This is a genomic window from Gabonia massiliensis (assembly GCF_001403595.1).
GTDB classification, from domain to species: domain Bacteria; phylum Bacteroidota; class Bacteroidia; order Bacteroidales; family Coprobacteraceae; genus Coprobacter; species Coprobacter secundus.
Map to the genome: position 1 here is coordinate 861,099 of NZ_LN877940.1, position 26,071 is coordinate 887,169.

General features: G+C 37.0%; 18 protein-coding genes. 8 read left to right on the top strand and 10 right to left on the bottom strand.

Annotated elements, in window-relative coordinates; translation table 11 throughout:
- Window positions 1-329 precede the first annotated feature (329 nt).
- The 6 genes from map to BN2628_RS13430 all read right to left on the bottom strand — a co-directional run bounded on the left by map (window position 330) and on the right by BN2628_RS13430 (window position 5,147).
- Entirely contained in the window at window positions 330-1,181 is an 852-nt protein-coding gene (map, locus tag BN2628_RS13405; RefSeq protein ID WP_021931869.1) for a type I methionyl aminopeptidase, read from the bottom strand.
- 92 nt (window positions 1,182-1,273) lie between these two features.
- Window positions 1,274-1,651, bottom strand: coding sequence for a preprotein translocase subunit SecG (gene secG, locus BN2628_RS13410; protein ID WP_021931868.1), 378 nt, complete (start codon window positions 1,649-1,651; stop codon window positions 1,274-1,276).
- A 4-nt stretch (window positions 1,652-1,655) separates the two neighbouring features.
- Entirely contained in the window at window positions 1,656-2,417 is a 762-nt protein-coding gene (locus tag BN2628_RS13415) for a hypothetical protein (protein ID WP_055097671.1), read from the bottom strand.
- A 2-nt stretch (window positions 2,418-2,419) separates the two neighbouring features.
- Entirely contained in the window at window positions 2,420-2,917 is a 498-nt protein-coding gene (locus BN2628_RS13420) for an LptE family protein (RefSeq protein WP_021931866.1), read from the bottom strand.
- A 5-nt stretch (window positions 2,918-2,922) separates the two neighbouring features.
- Complete coding sequence (locus BN2628_RS13425; protein WP_021931865.1) at window positions 2,923-4,173, bottom strand: sigma-54 interaction domain-containing protein; 1,251 nt, start codon at window positions 4,171-4,173, stop codon at window positions 2,923-2,925.
- A gap of 113 nt (window positions 4,174-4,286) precedes the next feature.
- Window positions 4,287-5,147 carry a lysophospholipid acyltransferase family protein gene (locus BN2628_RS13430; RefSeq protein ID WP_021931864.1) on the bottom strand — a complete coding sequence of 287 codons (861 nt, stop codon included), beginning with the start codon at window positions 5,145-5,147 and terminating at the stop codon, window positions 4,287-4,289.
- 269 nt (window positions 5,148-5,416) lie between these two features.
- On the opposite strand from BN2628_RS13430, the gene BN2628_RS13435 reads away from it, so the two are divergent.
- From BN2628_RS13435 to BN2628_RS13445, 3 genes are read left to right on the top strand one after another with little or no spacing between them, the layout of a single operon-like run.
- Complete coding sequence (locus BN2628_RS13435) at window positions 5,417-5,974, top strand: DUF3575 domain-containing protein (RefSeq protein ID WP_154668475.1); 558 nt, start codon at window positions 5,417-5,419, stop codon at window positions 5,972-5,974.
- Between the two features lie 12 nt (window positions 5,975-5,986).
- Complete coding sequence (locus BN2628_RS13440; RefSeq protein WP_055097677.1) at window positions 5,987-7,993, top strand: tetratricopeptide repeat protein; 2,007 nt, start codon at window positions 5,987-5,989, stop codon at window positions 7,991-7,993.
- Window positions 7,994-8,003: 10 nt separating this feature from the next.
- A complete protein-coding gene (locus tag BN2628_RS13445; RefSeq protein ID WP_055097679.1) occupies window positions 8,004-10,856 on the top strand; it encodes a hypothetical protein in 2,853 nt (950 codons plus the stop codon).
- Window positions 10,857-10,952: 96 nt separating this feature from the next.
- Here BN2628_RS13445 and mgtE read toward each other — a convergent pair whose 3' ends face one another.
- Window positions 10,953-12,299, bottom strand: coding sequence for a magnesium transporter (mgtE, locus tag BN2628_RS13450; RefSeq protein ID WP_021931860.1), 1,347 nt, complete (start codon window positions 12,297-12,299; stop codon window positions 10,953-10,955).
- 37 nt (window positions 12,300-12,336) lie between these two features.
- Window positions 12,337-13,122 carry a 16S rRNA (adenine(1518)-N(6)/adenine(1519)-N(6))-dimethyltransferase RsmA gene (gene rsmA, locus BN2628_RS13455; protein ID WP_154668498.1) on the bottom strand — a complete coding sequence of 262 codons (786 nt, stop codon included), beginning with the start codon at window positions 13,120-13,122 and terminating at the stop codon, window positions 12,337-12,339.
- Window positions 13,123-13,275: 153 nt separating this feature from the next.
- On the opposite strand from rsmA, the gene BN2628_RS13460 reads away from it, so the two are divergent.
- The 5 genes from BN2628_RS13460 (at window position 13,276) to BN2628_RS13480 (ending at window position 21,421) form a co-directional block, all read left to right on the top strand.
- Entirely contained in the window at window positions 13,276-14,310 is a 1,035-nt protein-coding gene (locus BN2628_RS13460) for a lysylphosphatidylglycerol synthase transmembrane domain-containing protein (protein ID WP_021931858.1), read from the top strand.
- Between the two features lie 11 nt (window positions 14,311-14,321).
- Window positions 14,322-15,788 (top strand): aminoacyl-histidine dipeptidase, encoded by a 1,467-nt coding sequence (locus tag BN2628_RS13465; RefSeq protein ID WP_021931857.1) that lies wholly within the window; start codon window positions 14,322-14,324, stop codon window positions 15,786-15,788.
- A 159-nt stretch (window positions 15,789-15,947) separates the two neighbouring features.
- On the top strand, window positions 15,948-17,021 hold the full coding sequence (locus BN2628_RS13470) for an efflux RND transporter periplasmic adaptor subunit (protein WP_055097684.1): 1,074 nt from the start codon (window positions 15,948-15,950) through the stop codon (window positions 17,019-17,021).
- A gap of 36 nt (window positions 17,022-17,057) precedes the next feature.
- On the top strand, window positions 17,058-20,120 hold the full coding sequence (locus BN2628_RS13475) for an efflux RND transporter permease subunit (RefSeq protein WP_055097687.1): 3,063 nt from the start codon (window positions 17,058-17,060) through the stop codon (window positions 20,118-20,120).
- Window positions 20,117-21,421, top strand: a complete 1,305-nt coding sequence (locus tag BN2628_RS13480; RefSeq protein ID WP_055097689.1) for a TolC family protein — start codon at window positions 20,117-20,119, stop codon at window positions 21,419-21,421. Before BN2628_RS13475 ends, BN2628_RS13480 begins: the two co-directional genes overlap by 4 nt.
- Before the next feature lie 78 nt (window positions 21,422-21,499).
- On the opposite strand, the gene BN2628_RS13485 is transcribed toward BN2628_RS13480, so the two are convergent.
- The gene (locus BN2628_RS13485; protein ID WP_055097692.1) at window positions 21,500-24,148 is read right to left on the bottom strand and encodes a DUF4962 domain-containing protein; all 2,649 of its coding nucleotides are present in this window, start codon (window positions 24,146-24,148) and stop codon (window positions 21,500-21,502) included.
- 265 nt (window positions 24,149-24,413) lie between these two features.
- The gene (locus BN2628_RS13490; RefSeq protein ID WP_021931852.1) at window positions 24,414-26,069 is read right to left on the bottom strand and encodes a RagB/SusD family nutrient uptake outer membrane protein; all 1,656 of its coding nucleotides are present in this window, start codon (window positions 26,067-26,069) and stop codon (window positions 24,414-24,416) included.
- Window positions 26,070-26,071: the final 2 nt, after the last annotated feature.

Below are 26,071 nucleotides of genomic sequence, written 5' to 3' on the forward strand. Positions count from 1 at the left end.
CAAAGATAAAAATATTCATAAAAATAAGGTTTTAGATAGAATTTCATTTAATGTTGTTATTTAAGGGTTTTAAAGTACTAAAATATGTGAGTAGTATTTTACCTTAATATTTTTTCGAGTTATTACGTCGTAGTACTTTTCAAATGTATTTGTAGATTATGTTTTTGAATACAGAGAATATTCTTTGTAAGTGATTCCTGTTTACAAAAAAGTTTGTTTTCAGTTGAGATAAACGGTTGGAATTTTTGGTTTTGAGAGTTTAGTGTATGAATGAAAAGGGAAGAAAATATAGGTGAAGACGGAGTAGGACAGAAATGAAGTTCTGACAGTTACCAAGTCAGAATTTCATTTCCTGTTTCTGTTATAAGTATGGTATGTTCCCATTGGGCAGATGGTAGTCCATCTTCGGTAAGAACCGTCCAACCGTTTTTTTCGTCTACATATACTTGATATTTACCCATATTTATCATTGGTTCTATAGTAAATGTCATGCCTGGAACAATGAGCATGCCTGTCCCTTTTTTGCCAAAATGCTCAACATTAGGAACTTCATGAAACTTGAGTCCGACACCGTGGCCGCAAAGGTCTCTTACAACAGAATATCCGTTCTTTTCGGCATGTTCTTGGATTGCTGCTCCGACGTCTCCTAATCGGGCCCAAGGTTGTGCTGTGGCTATTCCTATTTCAAGGCATTCTTTAGTTACTTCGACAAGCCTTTTCCATTCTTCTTTTACATCTCCTATCATAAACATACGTGAAGCATCGGAGAAGTATCCTTCATATATGGTAGATACATCTACGTTTATAATATCTCCGTTTTTTAAGATTTCATTTTCATCAGGAATCCCATGGCAGACTACTTGATTAATAGAGGTACATACGCTTTTGGGAAATCCTTCATAATTGAGAGGAGCAGGAATGGCATTATGGCTGGTTGTATAATCATATACCAATTTGTCAATTTCAGCAGTAGACATTCCTTCTTTGATGTTTGCTGCTACACAGTCAAGAACACCTGTATTAATGCGTGCACTGGCCTTTATGCCCTCTATTTGCTCAGGGGTACGAATAATACGAAGAGGAGGAACTTTATACCCAAAATGTTTATAAGTTAATATTTTTTTTTCTATTTCAGGGAGAATGTGTGATGCTTTTTTATGATTATGATGATTCTTTTTCATTACTTCAAATCTTGATAATATATAAAAACAAAAGAGATTGCCCCCATATTACCGGGCAATCTCTTGTATGTAGTGTAAATAATTTCTTGAAATTATTTGGCGGGAGTTGCCGGAGTTTCCGGTGCTGGTGCTGTAACTGGAGCTTGAGTCTGCTCGGGAGCACCTTGGTTTTCAAACCCGGGTTTAGTATTTACCGGAAGACTTTGCTGAACTTTATCTTTGATCTCAGAACCACTTGCAGCGTTCTGGGATGGTAAAAATGCCGCAGCGACAATACTCAATATGACTACAGTACCGGCTAGAGACCAAGTCGCTTTTTCGAGGAAATCGGTGGTTTTCCTTACTCCCATAATTTGGTTGGTTGATGAGAATCCTGAAGATAATCCCCCTCCTTTAGAATTTTGTACCAATACGATAAGAATCAAAAATATCGATGCAATGAGAATTAAAATGGTGATGAACAAATACATTTTGTTATTCAGTTTTTATGTTAATAATCAATTTTTCTAAAAATCTAATCTGGTCTGCAAAGTAAATATTTTTTTCCGGATATTTCAAACTTAATTTTTTAATTATTTCCAAAGCTTTGGAATATCTTTTCTGTTTGATATAAATTTTGGCTAAACTTTCGGTTAGAAAAGCTTCGTCTCCGGATTTTGTCAGTGTATCGTCTTCTGTTATTATAGGTGTGACCGTTGAGCTGGATTCGTCTTTCTTTATATTGAGAACCTCTGGAATATTATTTTGAACTTTTTCGATAAAGGAGTCGATTAAGTCCATTTGGCCTTGGTTATTGGATGTAATTTTCTCACTGTTGGTAAATGTAGAGAAATAATCTGTAGAGGCAACTGCCGGATTGAATATTGTTTTTTCCAATATTTTTTGCTCCTTCGATTGTTCTTCAGTAGATTCTGCAGAATAGTTTTCAAGAAATTTATCGATTAGAGAGAAAGAATTGTTATAAGTTGAGCCTTGAGTATTTGGAACTTCATATAATTGGGTCCAACGGTGACGTACTGCTTCGGTCATTTTAAATAATATTTTACGATCCGGAGCATATATTGCTTCTTTGTGTAGAGCTTCTTTGTAGAGAGGGGTCTCCTTAATTTTCTCAAGGTACAGTAATCGAGCAGCTTGAAAATATGGATATTCAAGCAAGATATTTTGGATTTCTTGTGCTGATAATTGTCGGTTTTCGTTTGACAATTCTTTGCGCATGTCGTCTCCGCTTATCATAATTACCAGTTTGCTACTGTTGCGTTAAAGATAAGGTCGGCAAGTTCAGCGACAATTTCCTTGATTAATCCGTCTTGTACTTGGTTTAGCATTTGGCTACTTGAGAAATCTCTGTATGCACTAAATGTTTGTTCCAAGTCAAATTGAGGGTCTTTACTATTAGTATAACGGACTTTTACGGAGACGGTCAACCGAGTTTGTGATGCATAGGCATCTTCAGTTACAGCTTGAGGTGAAAGATCGTATCCTGTAATCTCACCTTCTACTAAAAGGTCTCCACCACTGTTAACTAAAGATAATCGAGTCTGTCGTGTGTATACATCTTTTAATGCTTCATTAAAAGCGGGAGCTAACGGCGGATATACCAATGTTGCTCGAATAGGGAAATTTGCAACAGTAATTGTTTTTGTTTTTGTATAATCAATAGATGCTCCATTAAATTTATAGGATATGGTGCATGATGTCAAAACGATGAGTATGAAAACTAAAAAATGCTTCATTAGATTTATTCTAAATTGTACTCTTTGATTTTTCTATATAAAGTGCGTTCCGATATTTTTAATTCTTCGGCTGTCTTTTTTCTTTTGCCGTTGTTCCGTTCCAGCGATTTACGAATTGTTTCCCTTTCTATATCTTCCATAGTATAGGGTTCTTCTTCATAGTCGTTTTCAGAATGAATGATTTCACCATCACTTACACTATTATCGTCTAAATGATATGTTTTTATTACTGGGTGTATAATGTTAGGACTGGATAGAGGAGTAGTTGTATCTTGTCCGTAAACTTTCAAACTTTCATTATTAGGTACTGTACGGTTTGCCAATAGTTCATGAACGATATTTTTTAGTTCATTGACTTCTTTTCTCATTTCGAAAATGACTTGATACAACATTTCCCGTTCATTGCTGAATTGGAAACCACCATCTTTATTGTCATGCCCGCTTATGACTGGAAGTTTTTCGATATTGTAAGACGGTAAGTAGGGTAGTAGCACTTCAGCAGTAACCTCTCTTGATGTTTCGAATATTGAGACTTGCTCGGTTACATTCTTTAATTGCCGTATATTGCCAGGCCAGCGGTATGATAATAATGCCTCTTTGGCATCATCGGTTAATTGTATGGCAGGCATACGATATTTCTCGGCAAAATCGTTTGAGAATTTTCGAAATAATAATAAAATATCGTCTACTCGGTCTCTAAGAGGAGGAAGTTCTATGGGCACGGTATTTAATCGGTAAAATAGATCTTCTCTGAATTTGCCTTCTCCGATAGCTTTTACCATGTTTACATTAGTAGCAGCAACGATACGCACATTTGTTTTTTGTACTTTTGAAGAGCCTACTTTTATAAACTCTCCGCTTTCGAGTACACGTAACAACCGAGCTTGTGTGGTTAATGGTAATTCTCCGACTTCATCCAGAAAAATTGTACCGCCATCTGCTTCTTCAAAGTATCCTTTTCGGTCGGATAAAGCTCCTGTAAAGGAGCCTTTTTCATGCCCGAAAAGTTCAGAGTCGATTGTACCTTCAGGTATAGCCCCACAGTTTACAGCGATATAGCGACCATGTTTACGATGACTGTTGGTATGTATAATTTGTGGAAAAAATTCTTTTCCTGTTCCACTTTCTCCGGTAATAAGTACCGAAAGGTCTGTTGGTGCAATTTGTAATGCTCGGCTTACAGCGCGGGTTAGACCGGGAGCATTACCTATGATACCAAATCGTTGTTTTGCTTGTTGTATATCAGCTGGTGTCATAACTGTTATTTTGCTTGCATTTTTACAAAGATACAAATAATATGATAAATTGTTCTATTTATAGATATTCCGGTCTGTATCAAAATAAATAAATCAGATATATGTTTAAAATATTATTTATTCTTTTTTAGTTTCAGAGTTTCTTTTTTTAAGAATTTTCCGAATTGATCGAGATCTTTGAATTTTTGTTGTTGCTCTACTGAAATTGGTTCTCCGATGGATATATCAAATGTTACATTTCGTTTGTTAAAAATTTCTAATGGTAGACGAAGAGTTCGAATTCTCCAGTCTATTATACCTAAAAGATTATAAAAAAGAGAGTTATGTCCTTGAAAATAAATAGGAATAACAGGAACTTTAAATTGTTGAATCAGGCGGATAACTGTGGGCTGCCATTCTCGGTCTTCGATTCTTAATCGACTATTGATTTTTGACACAGCTCCTGCAGGAAAGAATCCGATAGGATGTCCATTTCTTATATGAGAAAGAGATTCTCGGATTCCGACCATGGAAATTTGCCGACGAGTTTCATTAGAGGTAGGTTCTACTGCTATAAAATTATCAGCCAATGCTTCAATGTAAGTTAGTATCCAATTTACCATGACTTTATAGTCTGGCCGATGAGAGCCTAATAGATGTATTAGAATCAATCCGTCTAACGCTCCATAAGGATGATTGGACACTGTAACAAAACCGCCTTGGGGTAATTGGTCAAGTACTTCTTTATGATGTATATTATAAGTAATACTTAATTCCTTTAGGATGGAATTGACAAATTCGGCTCCATTTTTATCACAAGAATGAGAATATAAATCATTTATTTTATTAATACCTGCTAACGAATATAAAATCTTTAATAGCAATGCTCCGGATTTCGAACGAAAAGCGGGTATGATGTATTGCAGATCTTCAAAGGTCAGTACATATTTTTTTCGTTTTTTATTTTCTGTATATTTTTTATCTTCAATTGCCATTATTCTGGTTTAAAATCGCTATGATTATATTAAATTCATAACAAAAGGTGTTCTGACGTCATTTTTTAATGAAGACACAAATATAAAATTTATTTTTTGAAGAATCTAATTTGATTATTTTTCCTTGATGACTCTTTGTTTTGTTTTGGGATTTTGTTATTTAATTTATATTGTTAAGAATAACATTAATATTAATTATTATATTTGCAACGTTTTTAGAATAATGTAATTTAATATATGTTTTTGTATAATATAAAAACTAAATAATAGTGCGATATCTTAATTCTTATGTACAACAAATCACTCTATTGATATTCCTTATTTGTGGAAGTTTTTCGGCTGTAACGATGGCACAGCGAGTGGCTGTCAGAACAAATTTGCTAGAGTGGGCTACTATTTCTCCTAATATCGGTGCTGAATTTGCTATTGCGCCTCATTGGTCCATTGATTTTGGTATTTCAGGTAATTTTGGTAATCCTACATCTTATAAAATCGACAATGTAAAAGTGCAGCCTGAGTTACGTTATTGGTTTGGTCGTCCGATGGCACGTCACTTTTTAGGCCTCACGGCATTTTATTCTTCGTATGATGCTTGTTTTAAGAATAAAAAACGTTATGGGGATGCAGGTGCAGCAGGTATAACCTATGGGTATGATTTTGTTTTGGGAAAACGTTGGAATTTGGAAGCGACGGTCGGTATCGGGGTCCTTCGGTATCGACAGTTTGGATATGCAGTAGAAGACCCTAAGCCTGGAAATATTAATGAAAGAGGTTGGGTATTGGCTCCTGTGAAGCTGGGTGTTACAATATCCTATATTATAAAATGATATAAGTATGTTATGAAGAATTGTATTCACATATTTTTTGTTGCAGTCTTTCTGTTTTTGTTTTCATTTACTGTTCAGGCTCAGACTATTAGGGTAAATGGTACTGTAAAAGGCAATAATGGGGAAAGACTTGTGGGTGTGACAGTGACTGATATTGCGTCAGGTAAAGTTATTGGTATTACTGATGAGGACGGAAAATATTCGGTTTTAATAAGTCCCAAGAGTACTCTTAAGTTTACTTCTATGGGGTATACTGACAATGAGATTAAAGTTAATGGGCGGCAGGTAGTAGATGTTATATTGAAGTCGACAGCTATAAAGATTAAAGAGGTTGCCGTGACTGCAAAATTTAAAAATAAAATTATTTTTGAACCGACTGATATAGAGGTTGTGGGAAATTACTTTCATTTACGCACTCGATTCAAAGTTCCTGATGAGATGTTTGGTACAAATACCCGATTGATTATACAACCGACTATTTATAATATTTCCAAAAAAGAGAGTAAATTATTGACTCCGGTTGTAAATGATGGAAGAGAGTATCGTCTCACTCAGGATCGTATGCTTGAGTTCAACATGAAAGAGAATGATCCTTTGGCTCCGTATGAGCGGCGTAGCGAAATGACTCGAAAGGGAGAAGTTATTGCTTATCATGATTCAGCATATGTAAGTAATATGCGAGATGATTTTCGCTCGGATGTAAAACTTACTATTGAGAATTATAATAAAATATTATTTGTCGATAGTTTTCAAATAGCGCGTGGGTTGGTGAATCCTATGCGTTTTTTTGAATATAATGTGGTATGTCGGGATATGACCGATAAAAAATATTGGCCAAAACCGGAATTACAATTACGAAATGATAAGGGGGAGGTACACTTGACTTTTGCTGTAGGAAAATCAAGAATAGATGACAAGAACCCTAATAACGCAAAAGAAATAGCGAAGCTTAATAACAGACTTTCTGAGATAGAAAAAGATCCTAATGCAAAGTTGCTCTCATTCCATATTTCAGGAATGTCATCTCCGGATGGACGGCTGGCGCAGAATGAAAAATTGGCACAAGAGAGAATGAAAGAGGCTTTATCTCGTATTACTTCTCGGTTAAGTCCGGTAACTCTTGAGTTTTTGGATATACATTCCGATGCAAAAGTTGACACTTGGCATACGGCAGTACAAATGATGAGAGATGACGGTCTGACAGAGGAGGCCGAAAAAGTGCAAGCTATCATAGATAAATATCCTAATAAAGCTGATATGCAGTGGAGAGCAGTTATTAAACTTCCTTTTTATCGAAAAGTAATAGTTCCCAATATCTTACCTCGTATGAGAAAGGTTGAGTACAATTTTTCATATTCTATTTATCGTTATCTTACTGATGAGGAGATAAAATCTTTGTATGAAGCCAAAGGATATAAAGAGTTATCACGTCATGAGTTTTGGAGAATGTTTGCAATGGCCAAGGATGATAAAGAACGAGAGACTTTGTACAAACAGGCTTTAGAGGTATATCCTAAATATACACTTGCGGCAAACTCTTTGGCTGCTCTTTATCTTCGGCAAAATCGGACGGATGTCTCTATTTTGGAACCTTTTGTAAGCAAGAATGCCCCAGAGGAGGTACTTATAAATCAGACGCTTATGCTTTTAAATGACTTTCAATATTCTAAAGCTGATTCAATCGTATCTTTGATTTCTGAAGAAGATGATATAGAAGAGATAAGAGCTGTAACAAGAGCATTGAATGGAAATTATCAAGAGGCGTTGAATCGGTATGCCAAAGATGGGGGAATAAATGAAGTTGTATTGCTTTTGGCATTAAAAAGGAACGAAGAAGCATGGGAAAAAGCTAAATTACTTCCTGCGGATTCGGCTAAGGCTGAGTATCTAAAAGCTGTTGCGGCAAATAGACTCGATCGTATAATGGATGCAATGAATCATCTGGAGAATGCGTTTGAACTGGATCCGTCTTTAAAAGAAATAGCTAAGGCGGATGGAGATATAATGGACTTGTTGTAATGTTTCAAAGATGAAAAATTTATTATTAAAAAGATATATTCAGGCATTGATAGTCCTGTTATTTTTTGTAGCAAATGAAACATTTGCGCAGATAAATGCATTGGATTATACGTTACAAAAAAGGCGTAAAGCTGAAAAGTTTGAGTCAAATCATATAAAAGACCATTTGTTTTTATCTGGAGCAATAGGTGCTGAATATTTGAAAAATGATAACTCTTCTGGTTTGTCAAATGCAATTGGGCCTAAGGCTTCTCTTTATGTCGGTACTTGGTTTACTCCGGTAATAGGAATGCGTGTCGGAGTAGAAGGAGCCTATTTACCTACAGGAAATGTGTCCCGCATTGTCTCATTAGGTCTCGATGCCGATTATTTGATGAATATTTCGGCATTTGCTGCAGGTTATAATCCTGAACGTCTTTTCGATGTAATTGCTATAGCAGGAGTTAATTATCACTCGTCATTAAAAACGGGAAAAATTCGACATATATCAGGTGCAAATATAGGATTACAGGGAAAGTTTAACCTGTCTCCTTTGGTGGATTTTTTCATAGAGCCTAAGTTAAGTGTATATGGAGATAAAATAGATTATTCTACGCAATGGCGGCAATATAATTTGGCCGGCTCATTGATGGCAGGGGTTACTTATAAAATGGTTCCGGATAAACAACGAGCATCTTTGTCTTTATTTGGAAAAGGAGCCTTTGAACATTTATTCATTTCGGGAGGAATAGGTGCACAAATGTTGTTATCTCGACGTGTAGTGGATATGAGTGTCAAAAATTGGTTGGGCCCGGCGGCCCGTTTGTCAATTGGTACTTGGTTCAATCCTGTATCAGGGTTAAGATTATCGGCAGAGGGAGGTGCATCGAAATGGATTGAGTCAAATTATGGTAAAAGCCGTTATCTAAAAACTGTTGGAGGAAGTTTAGATTATTTATTGAATCTTAATTCTGCTTTTGGAGGATACAATAAAGAACGTAAGTTCGAGTTGATTGGTGTTGCAGGGGTGGACTTGGTTTATGGCGTGAAAAATGGAGATAAGAATATTGTTCCGGGAATTGGTGCAGGCTTGCAAGGGAGTCTCCGTTTGAATAGAAATTTGGATTTGTTTATAGAGCCGGAATTGACAATGTATCATAAACATTTGGCTGGGGAAACTTCCTCTCGATTTGATCTTTTAGGGAATGTGTATGTCGGTTTAACTTATAATCGAGAAGAATCTGCTTTAAGAAATAATAAAGGTAAGTTTGTAAAAAACAGCTTTTTTGACAACATGTTTATTTCTTTGTCAGGCGGTGGCGGTGTTTTGGTTTCTAATCCGATGTTATCAATGTCGACGGTAGACAGGTTGAGCCCTATGGCAACAGTATCAGTAGGAAAGTGGTTTACACCAGTGTCTGGGTTGCGGTTATCCGGAAGTATGATTGGCTTGTCGACGTTGAATAAAAAGAAACAATTGATACATGAAGCAGTGGCAGGTGGTGAGGTTGATTATTTGTTGAATTTATCTTCGTGGTTGTCTGGTTATTATCCAGAACGTAAGTTCGAAATTTCAGCTTTTGCGGGCCCTTCTTTGATGTTGCGGTCGCAGAAAATATATCCGGTTGTAAATGCTGGTCTTATTGGATCTTGGAATATAACACCGTCTTGGGCTTTATACTTGGAACCAAAAATTGGGTGGACTCCTAATCGAAAAGGTTTTAATGATGCTTTGGCAACCTATCAAATGGTTTTTGCTTCAGCGTCTTTAGGTGTTTCATATCGTTTTGTGGGATATGATAAAGCGTCTTATCATGCAGAATTTGAGAAATCTGATTCCCGAAAATTCTTTGTATCTCTTGCCGGTGGATTTTCTTCATATTTTGATACACGTTTGGTGCGTGCCGGAGTAAAGGATCAAATCGGAGGTATAGGACGAGCTTCGTTGGGCCGTTGGTACACTCCTTTGTCTGCGTGGAGGGTGTCGGTATCGGGTGGGGCTGTACCCAGTTATGGGACATCTCAGACAACATTTGGAGACCTTTCGTTGGATTACATGATGAACTTGAATACTCTTTTTGCTGGTTATAAACCTCGCCTTTTTGATGTCAATGCCGCTGCCGGCGTACATGCTGCTTTATCTTTGAATAAAGGTAAGTTTAATGTAACACCAGGGATATCGGCTTCATTACAGGGATTGTTTAATGTAACTTCAGGCTTTGGCTTATATATAGAGCCTCAGCTAGTTGGATATCTTGGAAAATTTGATGGTAAAAGAAAGGTAAATCCTGTATCGTCAGTGTTATTGGGTATCAATTATAAACCGAAGTCTCCTCAAGGACAACGAAAGAATATGTCTGTTGATAATCCTAATTTTATTTCTTTGTCCATAGGTTCAGGTGCGTATGCCATGAGCATGGTAAGGAGTGATTATTCTGCCGCAGATAAGATGATGTTCGATGCCGAAGTTTCGGCTGGTCGTTGGATAAACTCCGTAAACGGTTTACGTTTGACATTTGCTTCATCATCAACTAAAGTAGGGGGAAGATATAATATTGATAAAGGATTTAATTTGACGATGTTGGGATTGCGAGCAGATTATTTATTGAACCTTACACAGTTGATTTCGCGCGATGTCGATAGTCGTTTTAATATGTCGGGTATAATCGGAGGAGGTGTTGCTTTTCCGAAAGGGAAAGCTGAGGGTGAAACAACGTATAATTTTACAGCAGGAGCGCAGTTCTCTATTAAAGTATTACCTTATTTAGATTTGTATGCGGAACCTCGTATATCAGTGTGGGGAGATAAAATAGACCGTCAGGTCTCTCCAGCAAAGTTTGATGCTGATGGTCGGATATTAATTGGGGCATCTTATCGTTTCTAAAAAGATAGTATTATATAAGATACACTAAGATGAAAAAGAGAAATGTTTGTATATACAAACATTTCTCTTTTTCATCTTAGTGCTTGAATATAAGACTTATGCTAAAGTTGAAGATATACTCATGTAAATGAGCATTCCGATAATATCGTTGGTGATAGTTATAAACGGACCGGTAGCGATGGCGGGATCTATTTTAAAACGTTCCAGTGTCATTGGGACAATTGTTCCGAAAATAGAGGCGAATATCACGACAGAAAATAGTGATAGAGATACGGATATGGTGACTCCATTGTTTCCCATACGTATCCAATTATAGACAAAGACTAATGCCGAAATCATACAGGCATTAATCAATGCTACTCCTAATTCTTTGAGAATTTGTTTTCCGGAATTCCGCAAAGAAAAAGACCCATTAGCCAAGCCCTGTACTACAATAGCCGAAGATTGTATACCGACATTTCCTCCGGTACCTCCTATTAATGGAATAAATAAGGCCATAGCTGGGTTGGAAACGAATCCGGCTTCAAAATTTCCTAAAATAACGGAATTTGCCAATCCTCCGAACATTCCTATAAGTAACCAGGGAAGACGGGCCGATGTTTGAGTAAAGATTGTATCCGTACTTTCTACATCTTGGGAAAGACCTGATGCTAATTGATATTCACGTTCTGCCTGTTCACGCACTTCGTCCATGACGTCGTCCACAGTAATTCGTCCAACCAAGCGTCCGATGCTGTCGATAACTGGCACGGCAACTAAATCATATTTTTCAAAAGCTTGAGCTACCTCTTCAATAGGCGTGTCGGTTTTGACTGACACGGGGTCTTTTTTCATGACGTGCTTAATCTTCGATACAGAAGGATTGGTAATCATTTTTTTTAAAGGAAATACACCTTTGAGCCGTTCGTCATCATCGACGACATAGACATAATATATTTCGTCCATATCTTCGGCTTGTATACGCATTTCTTTTAGGCATTCCGGCATACTCCAGTTTTCATTTACGACGACCATTTCTGTACCCATCAGACCTCCAGCTGTATCTTCGTCATACTTTAAGAGGTCAACGATGTCACCGGCTTGTTCTACATCATCAATATGGGAGAGAATCTCCTCCTGTGCTTCTTCGTCCAGTTCCCGGATAAGGTCTACAGCATCATCTGTGTCAAGATGGTCGATAAATTGTTTTGCAATCATCTCATTGGGGAGACGTTTCAGCAACTTTTTCCGATCATCTTCATCCAGCTCCATAAGTACGTCGGCAGCTTTTTCACTATCGAGTAGTCGATAGATAAATTCTGCTTCATCAAGATTAAGAGCCTGGTAGAGCTCTGCTATATCGGCAGGATGCAAGTCTTTAAGATATTCTTTCGCTTTTTGTTCGTTTTTATCATCGATAACCTGCTGTATTTCCTTGATATATTCTTCAGAAAATTTTTCCATAATTAAAAAATACCGGTTAAAAAATACGGATATTAGATTATTTTAATACATATTTTTCCATACGATTTGTTAAATCGATAAATTGCTGAACAGATAATTGTTCCGGTCTTTTTTCGAATATTGGGTCATTATAGAGTTCACATTCTTTATATAATAATGGTTTCAATGAATTACGTAAAGTTTTCCGTCGTTGGTTAAATCCGGTTTTTACGATTCGTTTAAAAAGGTGTTCATTGCACCCAAGCTGTGTAATGCTATTTCTCGTCATGCGTATAACAGCAGATTTTACTTTGGGGGGAGGATTAAAGACGTGTTCATGAACGGTAAATAAGTATTCAATATTGTACCATGCTTGTAATAAGACACTTAATATTCCATAAGTTTTACTTCCGGGCTTAGCTGCCATACGTTCCGCGACTTCTTTTTGTATCATTCCGCTACAACAAGGTATTTGGTCTTTATAATCGAGGACTTTGAAAAATATCTGACTGGATATATTATATGGATAATTACCAATGACACAAAACTGTTTATTACCAAAGAGTTCAGATAAATTTAATTTAAGAAAGTCTTTTTCAATAATACGGTTTTCCAATTCCTTGTAATTTTGAGTCAGATACGCAACAGACTCGTTATCCAATTCTACTACAGTAAGGTCATGTCCCTGTTCAAGTAAAAATCGGGTAAGAATACCCATTCCTGGACCAATCTCCAGAGTCGGAAAGTCTTTATATTCAGAAAGAGTGTCAGCAATGCGGAAAGCAATATCTGTATCTTTCAGAAAATGTTGTCCTAAGGCTTTTTTGGGTCTAACCGTATCTATCATTTCTTAATTTTGTATCGAAATTTTGTTAATCAATGTATAAATTGTAAAGAGAAATCTAAATAAACATTTTTGGCCGGCATAAAGTTTATAATAAAACAGTATCTTTGCCTCATACAAAGGTAAGAAATAATATTTTTTAAATCGACTAAGTTGAAAAAATTACTCCGTAATACACTTAAGTTTTTAGTGCCTCTTATATTAGGTGTAGGCATATTTTGGTTTCTGTATAGCAAACTCGATACAAAAGAGATTTTTACCATATTAAAGTCTGAAATCAATTATTCGTGGATATTTCTTTCTATGTTTATAGGCTTGTTAAGCCATGTGGCAAGGGCTTATCGATGGCGTTTGCAATTACGTACTTTAGGTCAGAATCCAACGATGAGGACTCTTACGAATGCAATTTTTGGTACATATGCTATGAACCTTTTATTTCCTCGGTTGGGTGAGGTCTGGAGGTGTACTTATGTTTCTCGTCGGCAACAGATGTCGTTTACCCAAGTTTTAGGTTCTGTATTTTCAGACAGGCTTACTGATACCATATCTGTTGTTTTCCTTACGGTGGTTATATTTTTTCTGCAAATGCCTGTTTTTCGGGAATTTTTAAGAAAATTTCCCACAATAGAGGAGGCTGCATGGCAGACTGTTACTTCCCCGTGGTTATATATAGGCTTTGTATTCGTTGTCATATTTATAATATGGTTATTTAGTAAAAAGACTGAAAATAAATACGTTCTTAAGATAAAGGGAATGGTAAAGAATCTTTGGTTTGGATTCAATACAGTCTTAAAAATGAAACAGAAGTATAAATTCTTTTTTTATACAATTCTTATTTGGTTGTGCTATTTTTTACAACTTTATGTTTGCCTTTTTGCCTTTCCTGCAACAGAACATTTGGGGATTTTGGCAGCCCTTGCACTTTTCATTATGGGAAGTATTAGTATGGGTATTCCTGTACAGGGAGGTTTAGGCCCATGGCATTTAGCTATAATTGCAACTTTGGCGTTATATGGTGTTGGTGAGAATGCTGCTGGGGCTTTTGCTTTGGTAGCTCATGGAATACAAATGATATTGATTATGATTTTAGGTATATATACGATGTTCTCTATTGCTTTGGAAAAAAAGAATGTACAAGCCGAAGAGCAACCTCAAATGGATCATAAGGAAATAAATGTTTTACCATAAAAAGATCTCTTATGAATAAAGAAATTGCATCCCTTGAACCTCAAATTTTGTGGCAGCACTTCAGTACTATATGTGAGATACCTCGTCCATCGGGGCATTTAGAAAAAATAACCCGTTATATAATGGAGTATGGGAAAAGCCTGGGTTTAGAGACTTTAAAAGATGATGCAGGAAATGTTCTTATTCGTAAGCCGGCAACGTCTGGGATGGAAAGCCGTAGGCCCGTTATATTGCAGGCTCATCTTGATATGGTTCCTCAAAAGAATGCTTTGGTAGAACATGATTTTGAAACAGACCCTATTGATGCTTATGTCGATGGAGAATGGGTAATGGCGCGTGATACGACGTTGGGGGCTGATAATGGAATAGGTATGTCTTCTATTCTTGCAATATTAGGTTCCCAGACACTGAAACATGGTCCCATAGAAGCTTTGTTTACTTATGATGAAGAAACAGGGATGTATGGGGCTGTTGGGCTGAAGCCCGATTTGCTTCAGGGTGATATATTACTAAATACCGATTCGGAAGAGGAGGGTGATATATATATGAGTTGTGCTGGAGGGGTAGATCTTGATATAAGTTTTCGGTTCAAGGAGATTCCTTATATTGCGTCGGAAGAAGAATTGGCAATGAAGTTACGTTTGACTGGGCTTAAGGGTGGGCATTCAGGTGTGGATATTCATTTAGGAAGAGCAAATGCCAATAAACTGATGTTCCGTTTTTTGAAATATGCAGTACAGGAATATGAGGCTCGTTTGGCATGGGTAAGTGGTGGAAATATGCGCAATGCGATACCCAGAGAGGCTGTTGCTATTGTTATTATTCCGGCTGAGTGGAAAGATGATTTTGTAAATGAAGTTGCTGATTATGAATTTTTGTATAAGCATGAATATGCAACGATAGAAGATGCTATTTCTTTTACAGCAGAAGAAGTCGAAACTCCTAAAGCTCTTATTCCTGAAGAGATACAAGACGATTTGATCAATTCGATAGTAGCATGCCAGAATGGGGTGGAGAGAATGATTCCGGGAGTTCCTGATGTTGTGGAGACATCTTCGAGTTTAGGTATTGTCAGTGCAGAAGAAGAATTGATAGAAGTAAAAATCTTAGTACGTAGTACCAGTGAAAGTCGGAAAAAAGCGTTGGCATCCAGTCTTGAGAGTACATTTTTATTAGCTGGGGCTAAGGTAGAAGAAAGTGGGGGATATCCTGGTTGGGAACCAAATTTGGATTCCCCGATATTGAAAACAGCTATTGATGTACATACGAAAGTATTAGGGATAAAGCCTGAAGTTAAAATTATGCATGCTGGGTTAGAATGTGGTATTATTGGGGCAACATATCCAAATCTTGATATGATATCATTTGGCCCTACTATTCATCATCCTCATTCTCCGGATGAAAAGGTAAATATTGCATCAGTTGAACGGTATTGGAGATTTTTGACAAATTTGTTGGAAAATATACCGGTTCGTTAAACCTTTTGCTTTTAAATTAGTCCAATATCTGTCTTTTGATAAAATCAAGGCAGAAAAAACCTTAGGATAAAACGCAGGATTGTATCAAAAGTAGATGATACAGTTCTGCGTTTTGTTTTGAGAATTTATTAACCAGAGTATAAAGAATGTGTAACGTCGATGAACAATAAGAAAGTAAAATTATTGTTGAAGATTGGTATACCTATTGTTATTGTAGGAGGGTTAGCCATATATAAAATGAACTATTATCCTACGGTAGGCCAACAAGAAAGAAGTAATAAGAAGGGAGATAAATCGATACCTGTAAATGCTTATATTGTAAAGGCTCAAGGACTTAGTAGTAACATTCAGGCAGTAGGAACATTGATGCCAAATGAAGAAGTCGATTTAGTAGCCGAAACAACGGGAAAAGTTATAGGTATTTATTTTGAAGAAGGTACTCGAGTAAAAAAAGGAGAGCTATTACTTAAGGTAGATGATGCAGACTTGCAGGCTCAGCTTATGAGAGCAAAATACCAGCAGAAATTATTGTCGGAGCAATTGGAGAGGCAGCGTGTTCTTTTTCAAAAAGATGCTGTCAGTAGAGAGGAGTATGATAAAGTACAGACCGATTATAATATGGTAGAGGCTGATATTGCTTTGCTTGAGGTAAAGATTGCACGAACCGAATTACGTGCACCTTTTTCTGGAATTATTGGTTTTCGTAATGTGAGTTTGGGGGCATATTTGCAACCGAGTACAATCGTAAGTCATTTAGTAGATGATAATCGTTTGAAAGTTGAATTTTCTATTCCAGAGAAATATGCTTCGGATGCAAAAATAGGAGCTACTGTACGATTTAAGACAGAATCATCAGAAAAGTTATTTCCAGCAAAAGTGTATGCAATAGACCCTAGGGTAGATACTCAAACACGTACTATTTTGTTGAGGGCTTTGAGTGAAAATACCAACCATGAGCTTTCTCCGGGAATGTTTGCGCGAATTGACCTGATAACTTCTCATTCTAATAGAGCTTTATTGATACCTACTCAGTCTGTTGTTTCAGATATGGAAGGGAAAAGTGTCTGGGTGGTAAAAGACGGCAAAGCAAGAACTGTCCCTGTCGAAACTTTTCAGAGAACAGAAAATCAGATAGAGATTTTATCTGGACTATCAATTGGGGACACAGTATTGGTATCAGGATTAATGCAAGTTAGAGAAGGTATTCCTGTAACGCTTTCACAGGTAGAATAATATTAGTTTAAATCGATTTGTTAAACAATTATTTTTATGAGTTTATCATCTACCAGTATAAAAAGACCGGTATTAGCTACTGTAATGAATATTTTGTTTATTATTGTAGGGATGATTGGTCTTACATTTTTGGGGGTTAGAGATTACCCTAGTGTGGACCCTCCGATTATTACAGTAAGTACGACTTTTACAGGTGCTAATGCCGATGTTATAGAGACCCAGATAACCGAGCCTTTGGAATCAGCGATTAACGGCATTCCGGGAATTCGATCTTTGGTAAGTCAAAGTAGGGATGGGAGGAGCAATATAACTATAGAATTTGAGTTGGAAGTCCCTCTTGAAACTGCAGCTAATGATGTGCGCGATAAGGTTTCGGGTGCATTACGTAAATTGCCTCAGGATATAGATCCCCCTGTTGTAACGAAAGCAGATGCTGATGCACAGCCTATTTTCGGCTTATATCTAAGTAGCGATAAACAATCGATTATAGATGTGAGTACTTATGCCGATTTACATGTGAAAGAGAGATTGCAAACTATCTCTGGTGTAAGTAGTGTGGAGATATGGGGAGAAAAACGATTGGCTGTGCGTATGAAGATGGATCCTATGCTGTTGTCAGCTTATGGCATTACTCCGATGGACGTGAGCGATGTTGTTTCGAAGGAAAATGTCGAGTTGCCGTCCGGCCGTATTGAAGGAGATAATACAGAGTTGACGGTACGTACCTTGGGGAGATTGATGACCGTTGATGATTTTAATAATTTGATAATAGCTCACCAAGGAGATAAGGTAGTACGTTTTAAGGATGTAGGAACAGCTGAAATAGATGCAGAGAATAAGCGTTCTATCATGAAGATGAATGGAAAACCGATGGTAGGATGTGTTATCATACCGCAGCCAGGGGCTAATTATGTAGATATTGTTGACCGGGCATATAATGTAATTGAGGATATAAAGAGTGATTTGCCTGAAGATATGGAATGTGGCATATATATGGATGATACGGTATTCATTCGTAATTCTATAAATGAAGTGCAGTCGACGATTGTTGAAGCATTTGTACTGGTTGTCCTTATTATATTTCTTTTTCTCAGAAGTTGGCGTACGACATTAATTCCTGTTTTGACAATACCTATATCTCTGATAGGAACATTTTTTGTGATGTATTTGGCCGGATTTACAATAAATATTCTTACTCTTTTAGCTATAGTATTATCGATAGGTTTGGTGGTGGATGATGCTATTGTGGTGATGGAGAATATTTATAATAAGGTAGAACGAGGCATGGCTCCACTTGAAGCCGGATTTAAAGGCTCCCAAGAGATATTTTTTGCTGTTATTGCGACGACAGTAGCTTTAGTCGCAGTGTTTGTTCCTATCGTATTTTTACAAGGGACGACAGGCCGGTTGTTCCGTGAATTTAGTGTTGTTATTGCTGGAGCAGTGACAATATCGGCTTTTGTTGCCTTGTCGTTCACTCCGATGCTTTCAACTAAGCTGTTGACGAAGAATGTCACGGATAACAAAATTTATAAAGTAACCGAACCTTTTTTTGTTTGGTTGACATCGGCTTATCGTAATACTCTTTTGGCTTTTATGAGGCATCGTTATATTGCTCCGATTATATTAATCCTGGCGGGTGTTGCTATTTGGTATTTCTGGGGAAATTTACCATCAGAGATGGCTCCTTTAGAGGATCGGTCACAAATGCGGATTACTTCGACAGCGACGGAAGGCACGAGTTTTGAGTATATGGAGCAATACGTTGATGACTTGGTAAAATATTTGGAAAATGAAGTTCCTGAACAGGACTTGACTATGTCTTTAGTCGGACGTGGTGGTCAGACAAATTCAGCATTTTGTAATTTAATGTTGGTTTCACCAGAAGACCGGGACAGGACGCAACAGGAAATTGCAGATGATTTGGCACCCAAAGTGCGTCAGCTTACCGGAGCTCGTACTATGGTAACACAAAGGCAAACTTTTGGGAATCGTAGGGGCGGATTACCGGTAGAATATGTGATACAGGCAAAAAATTTGGAAGATTTAAAAAAAATTTTACCTGTATTTATGAATGAAGTTGCTGCCAGTCCGATGTTCTCAGCTTATGACTTGAACCTTAAATTTACCAAACCGGAATTGTCAATCAGCATAAATCGGGATAAGGCTGCCTTATTGGGTGTTTCGGTTCAAGATATTTCGAGAACATTACAATTAACCATGAGTGACCAGCGTATTGGCTATTATATTTTGAATGGGAAACAGTATCAGATAATTAGCGAGTTTGATAAATCCCGGCGAAATAAGCCGGCTGATTTGGCTACTATATATGTTCGGAATAAAAATAATGAATTGATAAGTTTGGATAATTTGGTAACTGTAGATGAAAGTAGTACACCACCCCAATTATATCGATATGACCGTTTTGTTGCAGCTACGGTTTCTGCTTCGCCGGCAAAAGGAAAGACGATGGGACAAGGTATAGAAGAGATGGATAGGATTGCAGAAAAAGTCCTTAATCATGATTTTAAAACAACATTATCAGGAAGTTCTAAAGATTTTGTTGAGAGTTCTTCCAGTTTATTATTTGCATTTATTTTAGCATTAATATTTATATATTTAGTACTTGCGGCACAATTTGAGAGTTTTCGAGACCCGTTAATTATTATGCTTACTGTTCCATTGGCTTTGGTGGGCGCTTTATTGTCTTTATGGTACTTTAATCAAACAATGAATATATTTAGCCAGATTGGTATTATAATGCTTATTGGTTTAGTTTCGAAAAACGGAATTCTTATTGTGGAGTTTGCCAATCAGCGTAAGGCTGAGGGGTTATCGATGAGGGAAGCTATCATTGATGCATCTGCTGCCCGTTTTCGCCCGATATTGATGACGAGTTTGTCTACTGTGCTGGGGACATTACCGATGGCTCTTGCTACGGGAGCTGGAGCTGAGAGTCGTATTGCAATGGGGATTGCTGTTGTCGGAGGAATGATATGTGCAACAGGTTTGACATTGTATGTAATACCTGCTATTTATACATATTTGTCTGCATCTAAAGTACGAGTTGTTAATGAAGAAACCTTTACAAAGTCATGATAAAGTATCTTTTTTATGTTTTATCTTTTGTGTTGTCGATAGACGTTTGGGGACAGCAACAAATATTATCTTTAACTGATTGTATTGCTCGGGCTTTAGATGCTAACTATGGTATCAGAATAGCTCGCAATGAGCAATTGATAGATAAAAATAATATTAATTATTCGGTATTTTTGCCTACATTATCGGCTTCAGGAACTCAGAAAGAGTCTATTGTCGATTCGAAACGTAAAGATGCAAATAGTGGTATTACACGGGATTTTAAAGGTAGCGTGAGTGATAATTATGGTGCAAATATAAATCTGAATTGGACCTTATTTGATGGTCTGGCTATGTTTACTACTCATAATCGTATGAGGGAACTTTGGGCTGTTGGTGAGCTGGAAACAAGAATGGCTGTAGAGGAGTTGATAGCGCAAGTGAGTGTGGGATATTATTCTATATTGGTACAGCAGAGCTTATTGGATGCAGCAAAGCAAAGTCTGGATATTTCCATGCAGAGATATGAAATTGCTCGTCAGAAACATAGTATAGGAAGTTTGTCTGGTTTGGAGCTGAAACAGACGAAAATAGACTTGAATACAGATAGTTCTAAATTGGTAAAACAACAGGAACTTTTGAAGAGTGCTTATATAAATCTTAATCAGTTGATGAATGAAGATTTGCATCGGGTAGAATATATTTGTGATACGATATTATTAGGCCCGGTTTTAGACCGAGAGGAAATACGAACAATGATGCTTGAAAATAATACGGCTTTGTTGATGGCACGTAAAGAACAACGTATTTCAGAGTTGGATATGAAGCTGGCAAAATCGGCTTATTTTCCTACGGTCGATTTTTCAGCTGGTTACAGTTTTTCTCGGACAGAGTCTCCGTCATCAGTGTCGACATTTAATCAGACTACGGGGCCGTTTTGGGGATTTTCATTAAATGTTCCTATATTTAATCGTTTAGAAACACGTCGCAAAGTTAAGAATGCAAAGATAGCGATAGAAAATAGTAGGTTATCTTATCAAGAAGTTGAATTACAAATGAGTGGAAATTTGGCGCAATTATATAATACTTATCAGAATAGTTTATTAATGGTCGATTTTGAGACTGAGAGTGCAAATGTAGCATACCAAACTTTAACTACTGCATTAGACCGCTATCGATTGGGCAGCTTGTCAGGTATAGAATTTCGTGATTTTCAACGAAGTTATCTTGATGCCGTAACTCGAAAAGTGGATGCTCTTTTTCAGGCAAAATCATCAGAGATATCATTGTTGTTACTGAGTGGACATTTAAAAGAAGAGTGATGCCTATGAATGTGAAAAAATATGCGCTTAAAATATAAAAATATATATTTTAAGCGCATATTTTTTTGATTGAGGAAATTATATTTCCAGCTCAGGAAGCTGATCGACAAGTACTTTTTTGATTTGTTTATTTTTTATTTGGTCTATGATAAGGGTCGATCCATCGACTTTATGCTTTATTTTATGTTTTTCTATAATCATTTTAGGAGCATTATACAGAATCCCTGATTTACAAGTATCAGAAGATATAATCAAATATGCTTCGTCATTTTCTGTAAGGTTACATTTTATATTCCAGTTATCTATAGAAATACTATTGTTTGTACAATTTAATGTTGGACGTTTTTCTCCTTTTTTATGAGTATCGATGATTGTCAGAAATCTGGCTTTTTTCGTTTTAGGTGTCGTTGCTGAAAAATGCCAATGATTCTTGTATTCTATACGTTTTCCGTTAGCATCGGTTTTATTTAGCCAGTTTATTGCTGGAGAAAAAAATTCATCGGATTGTTTAATATCAATGGGATGAGAACTTAGTATATAAGCATCTGATGTTCCGGTTTTATTCTCTCCTTTTACCAAGGTATAGCTAACATTCTTTTTTATATCCATGGGATTGGTTACAGTGTGAAGTAGAAAAGTCCATGTAATGGGTTCTGTGCCTTCTAATTCATCATAAATGACGAATAATCCACTGTCTCCAAGTTTGGCGACGTGTCGTTTGTATGTCTTTACTTTATTTTTGTCCCATCCGTTTTCTGGAGAAAATTTTGTTCCTGATAATCGAGCTCTCTCCAACCATAGGGGAGAGGTTACTTCTCCATATGCATTTGAAGCATCTCCAATGAAATATGATATATTATTTCCTTCATAGAATCGGGGAATCCATCCATACCCCTCTGTTCCTATTTTTTGTCCCATCCCATCGGCCAGTATGGTGTTATGAGCTCGCGTATTACGGTAGGAATACATGCAATGGTCATCTGTAAAGCCCGTTCTGTGTCCGCTGCTATAAAAGATTGGTTGGCCTCCGTAAAATGTATTAAATGCATTTTGATTGGCTAATGCATGTGATGTAGAACCATAAGGACTTGAGCGAAAGGAAAGCATTGCATTTTCTTCTGTTCTATCAGGATGGGTGTGCATAGTTACTAATCCAGTTTGGGGGAAGACTTTAGTATGTGGGAGTTCTGCTAATCCAGGACTATTTTGAGGTAATTGTTTATGAGTTGTCAAACGATACCAAGTCAGGTCTCCGGATTTTCCTAAAAAGGATTTTTTTAAAATATCGGGTTCTCGTTCCAGTATTTTTTTTACATAGTCGGCAGCATAGCTATTGTTGCATTCACGGGCTAAAGCGTCAGCATATCCGACTCGAGAGCCATTAGGTTTTTTCATATTTTCATGAGAGTTACCGTGTCCTGCAGACATAGAACCGGGCAATTGATGATAAATAGTATATAATGCAGAACCGTTATACCAAGGATCAGAGAAGAAATCAAAACCTGTAATTCGAGAATAGAATGCAGGAACTTCGATGAGTGTTCGTATATTTACATGGAAATAGGAATCTCCATTGTGCCAAGCTCCATCGTCATTTAATCCTGGGAATCGAGCTACCCACATATTATAACAATAATCTACCCAAATGTTAGCCTCCGGAAGATCTCCATAAGTGGTGAAGGCAGCCATTGTGAGTATACGTAACGTCATTTGCCATACATGATTATCAGCGATACGGTTTTCAAGGTGATTTACAAATTCTTCAAAGAATTGATTCCCATTTTCCCGTATACCTTCTAAGAGTATTTTTTTTTCGTTTTTAGTCATCAAATCATAAAAAGAATCATATCCTAAGGTACAGATGGACAGTAGTACAGAACTATTGAAATCTCCAGCAAAATAGCGACTATGTTTCCATGATAATATTTCGGTAATCCGGCTAATTGCAGTTTTATAATAGATATTGTCCTGAGTTAATAGATATGAGCGGACAAGAGCTTCTATATTGGCTTCTTCCCGGTCTACGATTTTTCGGCTTTCCCTGATGAGATATGATTTACGTTGCACACTATTGTCTAAAGAAGATAATTTTGTTGTATCTATTTCTTCTTGTATATGTTTTAATGGATTCTGTATTGCTTTTTGGGCCCGTTTTATATACCATTGGGCCTCTTTATTTTTTGCGTTTCGGATACGAAAGTCTTCCCAATCTTTTTTATCCAACAATACTCGGGGATGATATTGGGGAAGTTTTTGAAGTAAAAATTCTAAAGATGGAGGGTTAAATGTGCTGGACTGTGGGCTGATGGTAAAATGTAATATATCAGACCATGTCTCCTTATTTCCATTTATATAAGCATATTGCCAGTACCACTTTCCCGATTTGAGTGTACGGAAGGGATTGAAAAAAGCCCAGTGTCGTGTTGTTTCTATAACCTCTTTTTTAAATTTGGGGTCTTGAGAAAGTCTTATTTTGTAAATGACATGAGGCTTATGTGCTGTTTCTTCTACGCCATCCAAAACTGGGCCGAGATGAGGAAATTGGTCCGGCCACATTAGAGCGGGAGGATTTTGAGTGACGGTTGCTCCATTCAGAGGAAAAGGAGTTTCTCTCACTTCATGCATCAGTGTTGGAAGATCGAGTTGAATAGTGGTCGTATTTTTTTTCCCGGATAGCAGTAAGACAGAAATTAGCACTAAGATTGATAAATATATATATCTTCTCATAATTTATGTTTTAATATTTTATTCAGGTAATATCTCAATATTAGGAATGTATTGTAGTTATTGATGCGAAAATATTAAGTTTTTTGCTTCTTATCTGTTGGCTATTGTTAGCCCGAATGTTATAATAGTTAGATTTCAGTATATTGAGATAAATGCTTTTTATATATCGAAGAGATGAATAATGTAAAAAGTAAGGGTTACCAGAAATAAATTTTATTTCTGGTAACCCTTATTGATAATCGTATATTTTATCTTATTTTTTCCATTAATATCCTGGATTATTTTTTCCATTCAATTCATAATTTTGCTGCATTTCGGCAAGGGGTATTGGAAATAACTCGTGTTTTCCAAGTGTAAAATTTCGAAGAGCATTGTATCCTTTTTGATTTTTACTGGTAGCATGTTTCTGTATGGCTGGATATAAAATTCCCCAGCGAATCAAGTCATATTTGCGAGTCATTTCAAAGCAGAGTTCAAATCCTCTTTCCCAGAAAAGGGCAGCTCTGAATTTAGACTTGTTGTCTCCATTATCAAATTCTTTTACTCCTTCTACATTTTCGAAGGTTGAAATATCCATATTTTCGGCAGCTCTGGACCCTTGTTTTTTATATATGTCGTCAAAGTTACTGAAGTCAGCTGCAAGAGGTGTAGCATTGGCTCGTTCTCTCACTTCATTGAGCAAAGGTATGGCCAGTGTTAGCTGGTCGGTTTCATTATACGCTTCAGCAGCCATTAGCAGAACGTCCGCATATCGTAAAAATACAAAGTTTACATTTGTTGTATTCATGTCTCCTGTATATCTGTCATGGCCAATCCAGTCTCGCCGCCATTTCCCGGGAAAATATCCACTGTTATTGACGATATTTACAGCCTGTCTGTCATCATCATAGTATGTCGTCCACTCAGGAAGAACTCTCATATTTCCTTGGGCTCTGCCGGGTCCTCCTGATGCATAATCGTCATTATGAATGGGTCCAATAAACGTTCCGTAGCGTCCGGCTCCATTCTTTTTTCCATCAGGAGTATGAAACGCTATTTCATAAATGCTTTCCTGCCCATCGATAATATTTTCGCTGAAGTTCTTCCAGAATCTTTCGTATCCGCCCTGAGCCTGAGAATAAAGGCTATGGTGCCCTTTAATGGCAGTATACTCATTTATCACTTCGTTAAAATATCCTTGTCTGGTAGCTTCATCGGGACGTACAAATTTTCCGGTCTCCGAATCGAGACGAAATCCGGAACGTTGTAGATATACACGCATCAATAATGCTCTGGCTGCACCTTGTGATGCCCTTTCTGGACTGATGCCTTCATCTACCCAGGCAAGTTGCCCTTTAGCTGTGTTTAAGTCCGTAATAATCTGGGTATAGATATCCTCAGCTTTAGACCTGCCTAAATAAGCATTTTCGTAAGAGTTTGTATATTCTGTTTTGAAGGGAACATCACCCCAATAACGAACTAAATCGTAGGCCAACATCGCTCTTAAAAAGAGTGCTTCCCCTTCAATTCTTTTTGCTTCGGGATCATTGTTCTGATATTCTTTCATTTTCCGGACATTTGCAATGACGTGATTGGCCCGGTTAATTCCTTCATATTTATATTGCCAAACTAATTGCAGCCAGGAATTGCTTGGTGAAAGGGTATAATGAGATATATCCCTCCAAGCTCCGTCATTATTTGAACCATTGGCATAATACATATCATCGGAGGAGGGCATAGGTATTTCATCACAACCATGATGTTCTTCTTGTGCAAGAATAGAGTATACACCGTTCAATGCTAATTGAGCTTTTGCCGTTGATTCGAATATATCATCTGTAGAGACATAAGATGATGGATGTTCCATCAAAGTATCTGAACAAGCTGGGGATAGTAATCCTATTATCCCTGCAATAAATATATATTTTATTTGTATTTTCATTG